This window comes from Nocardioides sp. (assembly GCF_034670285.1).
Classification (GTDB): domain Bacteria; phylum Actinomycetota; class Actinomycetes; order Propionibacteriales; family Nocardioidaceae; genus Nocardioides.
In genome coordinates this window covers 1-6,518 of record NZ_JAXMNS010000206.1, presented here as the reverse complement: position 1 = coordinate 6,518, position 6,518 = coordinate 1, and the positions used below count along the sequence as shown (strand labels likewise).

Below are 6,518 nucleotides of genomic sequence, written 5' to 3'. Positions count from 1 at the left end.
AGAAGTCGGCGAGGTGCAGGCGCACGAGCAGCACCACGACCGCGTCGACGAGCGAGGGCAGGTCCTCGGTCCGGAGTCCGTGGGCGAACAGGCTCCGGTAGGGGAGCGAGAAGCGCAGGTGCTGGGTGAGCAGCGCCGCGGGGAGCGGTTCGCCTGCGTCGTCCACCCGCCCGGTGACGACCCCCTGGGGCACGACGCAGGGCAGCCCCATCCGTTGGAGGTCGCGCAGCAGCCGGTACTCGCGGAACGCGATGTCCTCAACGGTCTCCTTCACGGCATAGGTGCGATCGCCGAGCCGGATGATCCGTACGACGTGCCGCGAGAGGCCGCGAGGAAGAGGGACCACGTGCCGCTCGCCCCACTCCTCGAGCGGGGTCGCCCAGGGCAGCGACAGCAACGCCGGGTCGGGGCGGTTGGCCACGATGTGGAGCGCCATGAGCCGACAGTAGCCCGCGGCCGACCAGAACTGCTAGAACAAGTTCTAGTTTCGCTGCTACGGTCCGATCATGACCGAGTCTGCAGCACCCCGGAACCCCCGTGTCGTCGTCATCACCGGAGCCGCCTCCGGCATCGGCCACGCCACCGCCGCGCTCTTCCAGGATCTCGGCGACGTCGTCTTCGGCCTCGACATCGCTCCCACCGTGCCGGACGGCGTCACCTACGTCGAGTGCAACGTGGCCGACCGCTCCTCGGTGGAGACGGCGATCGCGACCTGCGTGGCCGAGCACGCCCGCATCGACGTGCTGGCCAACATCGCGGGCGTCGTGCAGTTCGGCCGCTTCGAGACGATCACCGACGACGAGTGGGACCGGGTGCAGGCGATCGACCTCAAGGGTCCGTTCCTGGTGATGCAGACCGCGCTGCCGCACGTGAAGGCCTGCCGCGGCACCATCGTCAACGTCTCCTCGGTGGCCGGCAACAAGGTGCAGCCCTACGCCACGGCCTACGTCGCAGCGAAGGGCGGCCTGACGGCGATGACCAAGGGGCTGGCTCTCGAGCTCGCTCCGGACGGCGTACGCGTCAACGCGGTCTGTCCCGGCAGCGTCGACACACCGATCATCGCCGAGGTCGCTGCGCGCTTCCCCGACGACCTCGACCCGCGGGTCATGGACCGGCTGATGGCGATGCTCCCCGGCGAGGCGATCACCCCGGCCGAGCTCGGCTCGTCGATCGTCTACCTCGCCTCGCCCGAGGCGCGGATGATCTCCGGCGCGGTGCTCGCCTTCGACGGCTGCATGACCTGACAGCCTTCGGCGTCCGGGTGCCGGCTGCTCGCCGGCACCAGTAGGATCGGCCGCGCGTCGCGAGGCGCACGCCGCGTTAACTCAGTTGGCAGAGCGCCATACTGGTAATATGGATGTCGAGAGTTCGACTCTCTCACGCGGCTCTCCCGAGAACTGTTGCATCCCCGGCGCTCAGCGCAGGCGTCGTGCCTCGAACCGGTGCGGTGGGGCCGCGATCGCGTCCTGCGCCGCGACGAGCGCGATCTCTCGGGTGCCGGCGGCCAGGGTCGCCTCGAGGATCGCGAAGACCGACGAGGTGGTGCGCTCCAGGGCGGTTGCCGGGGAGCCGGTCGTCGTGAGGTGGGCGAGGTAGAGCGCGGCGGTCACGTCGCCGCAGCCGTTGGGCGAGATCGGCAGCAGGGGAGTGGTGACCGCCCACGCGCCGTCCTCGGAGACGGCGACGACGTCGAGCGTCTCGGGAGCGGAGTCGGCGTGCAGCACCGATGTCACCAGCACGTGGCGCGGGCCCCGGTCGCGGACGACGTCGACGGCATCGAGCACCTCGTCGAGCGTCCCCGGGGTGCCCGGGGCCGCCGTCGTCCGGCCGGAGAGGAAGTCGAGCTCGAAGTGGTTGGGCGTGATGATATCGGCGCGGGGCACGACCTCGTCGCGCAGGTACTCGGGGATCCCCGGTCGCACGAACATGCCCCGGCCCACGTCGCCCATCACCGGGTCGCAGCAGTAGACGGCCCCCGGGTTGGCGGCCCGCACCTGGCTGACGGCGTCGAGGATCACCGCACCGACGGCCGGGTCGCCCTGGTAGCCCGAAAGCACGGCGTCCGCCTCGCCGAGCACGCCGCGATCGCCGATGCCGGCGATCACGTCTGCCACGTCGGCGGGGTCGAGCAGCGGGCCGCGCCAGGCGCCGTACCCGGTGTGGTTGGAGAAGTGCACCGTGAGCACCGGCCACACCTCGTGGCCGAGGCGCTGGAGCGGGAACGTCGCGGCGGAGTTGCCGACGTGGCCGTAGGCGACGGAGGACTGGATCGACAGGATCTTCACGAAACCTATTCTCGCGTGGACGAGTCCTGTACGGGAAAACTAGAACGCGTTACAGTTACGGTCGATGTGTGGTCGGGACCACAAGCGGTCCGACCGGAGCCCGAGGAGACGTACGACGATGGCCAAGAAGTCCTACAGCAACGAAGCCGACTACGTGGTGGTCGGTTCCGGCAGTGCGGGTGCCGCCGTGGCGGGCCGTCTGGCGGAGTCCGGTGCGAGCGTCATCGTCCTCGAGGCGGGCAAGACCGACAACAAGTTCCTCACCAAGAAGCCGGGCATGATCGGCCCGATGCACTCGGTGCCGCAGATCAAGGCCCTCAACGACTGGGGCTACTACTCGGTCCCGCAGAAGCACATCCTCGACCGCAAGATGCCGGTGCCGCGCGGCAAGGTCCTCGGCGGGTCCAGCTCGGTCAACGGCATGGTCTACGTGCGCGGCAACCGGGCCAACTTCGACTCCTGGGCCGCTGAGGGCAACCGGGGCTGGGACGCCGACAGCGTCAACGCCGCCTACAAGCGCATGGAGGACTTCGAGGACGGCGAGAACGCCTTCCGCGGCTCCGGCGGTCCGATCAAGATCACGCGCAACAAGGCGCCGCAGGAGGGTTCGCTGCAGTTCCTCCAGGCCACCGCCGACGCCACCGGCTGCAAGGTCCTCGACGACTACAACGGCGAGTCGCAGGAGGGGGTGAGCCGGATGCAGCAGAACGCCTCCGACGGCCTGCGCTACTCCGCCTCGCGCGGCTACATCCACCACCTCGCGCCGCCGACCCTCGAGGTGCAGACCGAGGTCCTCGTCACCAAGGTCGTCATCGAGAACGGTCGCGCCACCGGCGTCGAGGTCACCGACACCGGCCGGGGCGGGGGAGCCCGCACGATCCGAGCCGCCAAGGAGGTCGTGTTGGCTGCGGGCTTCATCGGCTCCGCACAGATCCTGATGCTCTCGGGAGTGGGGCATGCCCAGCACCTCAAGGACCACGGAATCTCCGTGCATGCCGACCTCCCGGTCGGCGACAACCTGCACGACCACATGTTCCACGCGATGACGTTCCAGGCGACGTCGTCGAAGAACCGCGGCACCGCGCCTTACTTCGCCAAGGGCACCATGAAGGAGATCTTGCGGCCGGGGAGCACCTTCATGGCCAACTCGGTCTTCGAGGTGCTCGCCTTCCTCAAGACCTCACAGGCCACCGACAACGTGCCCGACCTGCAGCTGCACCTGCTGCCGTGGAGCTATGTCTCGCCCAACCAGGACGAGGCGATCCGTCACGACGTCGACCCGCACCCCGCGCTGACCGTGCTCACGACCCTGATCTATCCCAAGAGCCGTGGCACGCTGCGGCTGGCTTCGGCCGATCCCCGGGCGACCCCGCTGATCGACCCCAACTACCTGGCCGAGACCGCTGACCTCGACCTGCTGACCGAGGGCTCCGAGCTGGTGCGCGAGATCTTCTCGGGCTCGGCCTTCAAGGGCTCGATCAAGCAGGAGCTCCACCCGGGCAAGGCCCTCCAGGGTCAGGAGCTGCGCGACGCCATCCTCAACCGCGCCACGTCGGTCTACCACGGTGTCGGCACGTGCCGGATGGGCGTCGACGAGCTCGCGGTCGTGGACCCGGAGCTCAAGGTGCGCGGCATCGAGGGCCTGCGCGTCTGCGACGCCTCGATCATGCCGTCGATCACCGGCGGCAACACCAACGCGCCCGCGATCATGATCGGTGAGATGGGCGCCCAGCTCATCCTCAGCGGGAAGTGACGCGATGACCACCACGGCCCAGCCGACGACGACCACCGGCTCCACTCCGCCGGCGATCACCCGCCCCGCCTCGGTCACGCCGGGATTCCTGCAGGGCCTGGTCTCCCGGGTTGACGGCTCCGGCGGCGCGACCTGGCCGCTCACGGAGGTCTACACCGGCGAGGTGCTCGTCGAGCTGCCGCAGTCGACGCCGGGCGACATCGAGCGGGCCTTCGTGAAGGCCCGCCGAGCGCAGGCCGAGTGGGCGCAGTGGCCGCTGGCCAAGCGGCTCGCGGTCTTCAAGCGTGCCCACACCCTCTTCCTCGACCACGCCGAGACCACGACTGACCTGATCCAGGTCGAGAGCGGCAAGAACCGGCGGATGGCGATCGAGGAGACGTGCGACCCGCCGATGGTGATGAGTCACTACCTCAAGCGGGCCCCCAAGCTGCTGGCGCCGACCAAGCGGGGCGGGCCGGTGCCGTTCCTGACGACGTCCACCGAGATCCGTCAGCCCAAGGGCGTCGTGGCGATCATCGGCCCGTGGAACTTCCCGTTCGCCACCGGCATCTCCGACTCGATCGCGGCGCTGATGGCGGGCAACGCGATCGTGCTCAAGCCCGACAACAAGACCGCGCTCTCCCCGTTGTACGGCGTCCAGCTGCTCGAGGAGGCAGGGCTGCCGAAGGGGCTCTTCCAGGTCGTGTGCGGTGAGGGACCCGACGTCGGTCCGACCCTGATCGACAACGCCAACTACGTCATGTTCACCGGGTCCACCGCCACCGGACGCGTCATCGGCGAGCGTGCCGGACGCAACCTGATCGGCTGCTGCCTCGAGCTGGGCGGCAAGAACCCGATGATCGTCCTCGAGGACGCTGCCATGGACGACGTGGTCCAGGGTGCGTTATTCGGTGCGTTCGGCAACACCGGCCAGATCTGCATGCACATCGAGCGGATGTACCTACCCGAGTCGCGCTACGAGGAGTTCAAGACGGCCTTCGTCAAGGCCGCCGAGGGGCTCGACGTGCGAGCGTCGTACGACTTCGAGCCGGACATGGGCTCGCTCGTGTCGGTCGAGCACCTGCGCAACGTGCAGGCTCACGTCGAGGACGCCGTCGCCAAGGGCGCCACCGTGCTCACCGGCGGCCACGCACGACCCGACCTCGGGCCGGCGTTCTTCGAGCCGACGATCCTCGAGGGCGTCACCGACGAGATGCGCTGCGGCGTCACCGAGACCTTCGGCCCGGTCGTCGCGCTCTACCCCTACCGCTCGGTCGACGAGGCCGTCGCGCTGGCCAACGACACCGACTACGGCCTCAACGCCTCGGTGTGGGGCACCGACCTCGACGCGGCGTGCGCGGTCGCCGCCCGCATCGAGGCCGGAAACGTCAACGTCAACGACATCCTCGCCACGGCGTTCGCCTCCAAGGGCACGCCGTCCGGCGGTGTGAAGACCTCCGGCGTCGGCGCCCGTCACGGCGACCAGGGCCTGCTCAAGTACACCGACGTGCAGAACCTCGCCGTGCTCAAGAAGCAGGTCATGGGGGCCCGCCCTGGTCAGGACTACGAGGAGTACGTCAAGGGCATGGTCTCCGGGCTCAAGATGATGCGGAAGACCCGGATCCGCTGACCGGGCCGGGTCGGCGCCAGTTGGCGCCGACGCGGCAGAGACGTCCGGTGCGGGGCGATAGCGTCGGGTCCATGAGCGAGATGGACTACCGCCCGCTGGGTGGCTCGGGCCTGATGGTGAGCGCCGTCGGCATCGGCTGCAACGCCTTCAGCAAGCGCGTCGACCTGTCCGGGGTCAACGACATCCTCGATGCCGCGCAGGACGTCGGCGTCACGCTGCTCGACACCGCCGACACGTACGGCGACCCGCCGGGCGGCAGCGAGGAGCTGGTCGGCGAGGCGCTGAAGGGGCGCCGGGACGAGTTCGTCGTCGCCACGAAGTTCGGGATGGACGTAGGCGGCGCCAACGGCGTCGACCACGGCGTGCGTGGGTCGCGCCGCTACGTGCGGCGCGCGGTGGAGGCGAGCCTGCGCCGGCTGCAGACCGATCACATCGACCTCTACCAGCTGCACACCCCCGACCCGGTGACCCCGGTCGAGGAGACCCTGTCTGTGCTGACCGACCTCGTGCGCGAGGGCAAGATCGGCTACCTCGGGTGCTCCAACTTCGCCGGCTGGCAGGTCGCAGACGCTGAGTGGACCTCGCGCTCCGCCGGGCTCGAGCGGTTCGTCAGCGTGCAGAACCGTTTCTCGCTGCTCGATCGCTCGATCGAGAGCGAGGTGGCGCCCGCGTGCGAGGAGTACGGCCTGGGGATCTTGCCGTTCTTCCCGCTCGAGTACGGCCTCCTCACGGGCAAGTACCGCCGTGGGCAGGGCGCCCCGGACGGGTCGCGCGCGACACTGACGCCCTCGCCGTGGCTGGAACGGGCCGACTGGGACCGGATCGAGTGATCCTTTTTGGCGTCGCGAGCTTTCATGGCACCCAGGCCGAG

Annotated in this window: 5 protein-coding genes, 1 tRNA gene and 1 pseudogene; 5 read left to right on the top strand and 2 right to left on the bottom strand. The window is 69.3% G+C overall.

The genetic code is table 11. The annotated features are described in order from the left end of the window. Positions 1-436 (bottom strand): annotated as a pseudogene (locus VOI19_RS11515) (DUF4032 domain-containing protein); the annotation flags it as partial. Positions 437-506: 70 nt separating this feature from the next. On the opposite strand from VOI19_RS11515, the gene VOI19_RS11510 reads away from it, so the two are divergent. Next, positions 507-1,244 (top strand): SDR family NAD(P)-dependent oxidoreductase, encoded by a 738-nt coding sequence (locus tag VOI19_RS11510; protein ID WP_323793103.1) that lies wholly within the window; start codon positions 507-509, stop codon positions 1,242-1,244. A gap of 70 nt (positions 1,245-1,314) precedes the next feature. Beyond that, positions 1,315-1,387 (top strand) — tRNA-Thr (locus tag VOI19_RS11505). 28 nt (positions 1,388-1,415) lie between these two features. Here VOI19_RS11505 and pdxY read toward each other — a convergent pair. Continuing rightward, a complete protein-coding gene (pdxY, locus tag VOI19_RS11500) occupies positions 1,416-2,285 on the bottom strand; it encodes a pyridoxal kinase PdxY (protein ID WP_323793102.1) in 870 nt (289 codons plus the stop codon). Between the two features lie 118 nt (positions 2,286-2,403). Here pdxY and VOI19_RS11495 point away from each other — a divergent pair, with 118 nt between their 5' ends. The 3 genes from VOI19_RS11495 (at position 2,404) to VOI19_RS11485 (ending at position 6,477) form a co-directional block, all read left to right on the top strand. Then, on the top strand, positions 2,404-4,038 hold the full coding sequence (locus tag VOI19_RS11495) for a GMC family oxidoreductase (RefSeq protein ID WP_323793101.1): 1,635 nt from the start codon (positions 2,404-2,406) through the stop codon (positions 4,036-4,038). Between the two features lie 4 nt (positions 4,039-4,042). Further along, positions 4,043-5,647, top strand: coding sequence for a succinic semialdehyde dehydrogenase (locus tag VOI19_RS11490; RefSeq protein WP_323793100.1), 1,605 nt, complete (start codon positions 4,043-4,045; stop codon positions 5,645-5,647). 71 nt (positions 5,648-5,718) lie between these two features. Next, the gene (locus VOI19_RS11485; RefSeq protein WP_323793099.1) at positions 5,719-6,477 is read left to right on the top strand and encodes an aldo/keto reductase; all 759 of its coding nucleotides are present in this window, start codon (positions 5,719-5,721) and stop codon (positions 6,475-6,477) included. The last annotated feature ends 41 nt before the right edge of the window (positions 6,478-6,518 follow it).

What these genes read in the sequence shown, in the direction of transcription:
- VOI19_RS11490 (WP_323793100.1), top strand. Translation starts at nt 4,043, where the DNA reads ATGACCACCACGGCCCAGCCGACGACGACCACCGGCTCCACTCCGCCG.
- VOI19_RS11485 (WP_323793099.1), top strand. Translation starts at nt 5,719, where the DNA reads ATGAGCGAGATGGACTACCGCCCGCTGGGTGGCTCGGGCCTGATGGTG.
- VOI19_RS11510 (WP_323793103.1), top strand. Translation starts at nt 507, where the DNA reads ATGACCGAGTCTGCAGCACCCCGGAACCCCCGTGTCGTCGTCATCACC.
- VOI19_RS11495 (WP_323793101.1), top strand. Translation starts at nt 2,404, where the DNA reads ATGGCCAAGAAGTCCTACAGCAACGAAGCCGACTACGTGGTGGTCGGT.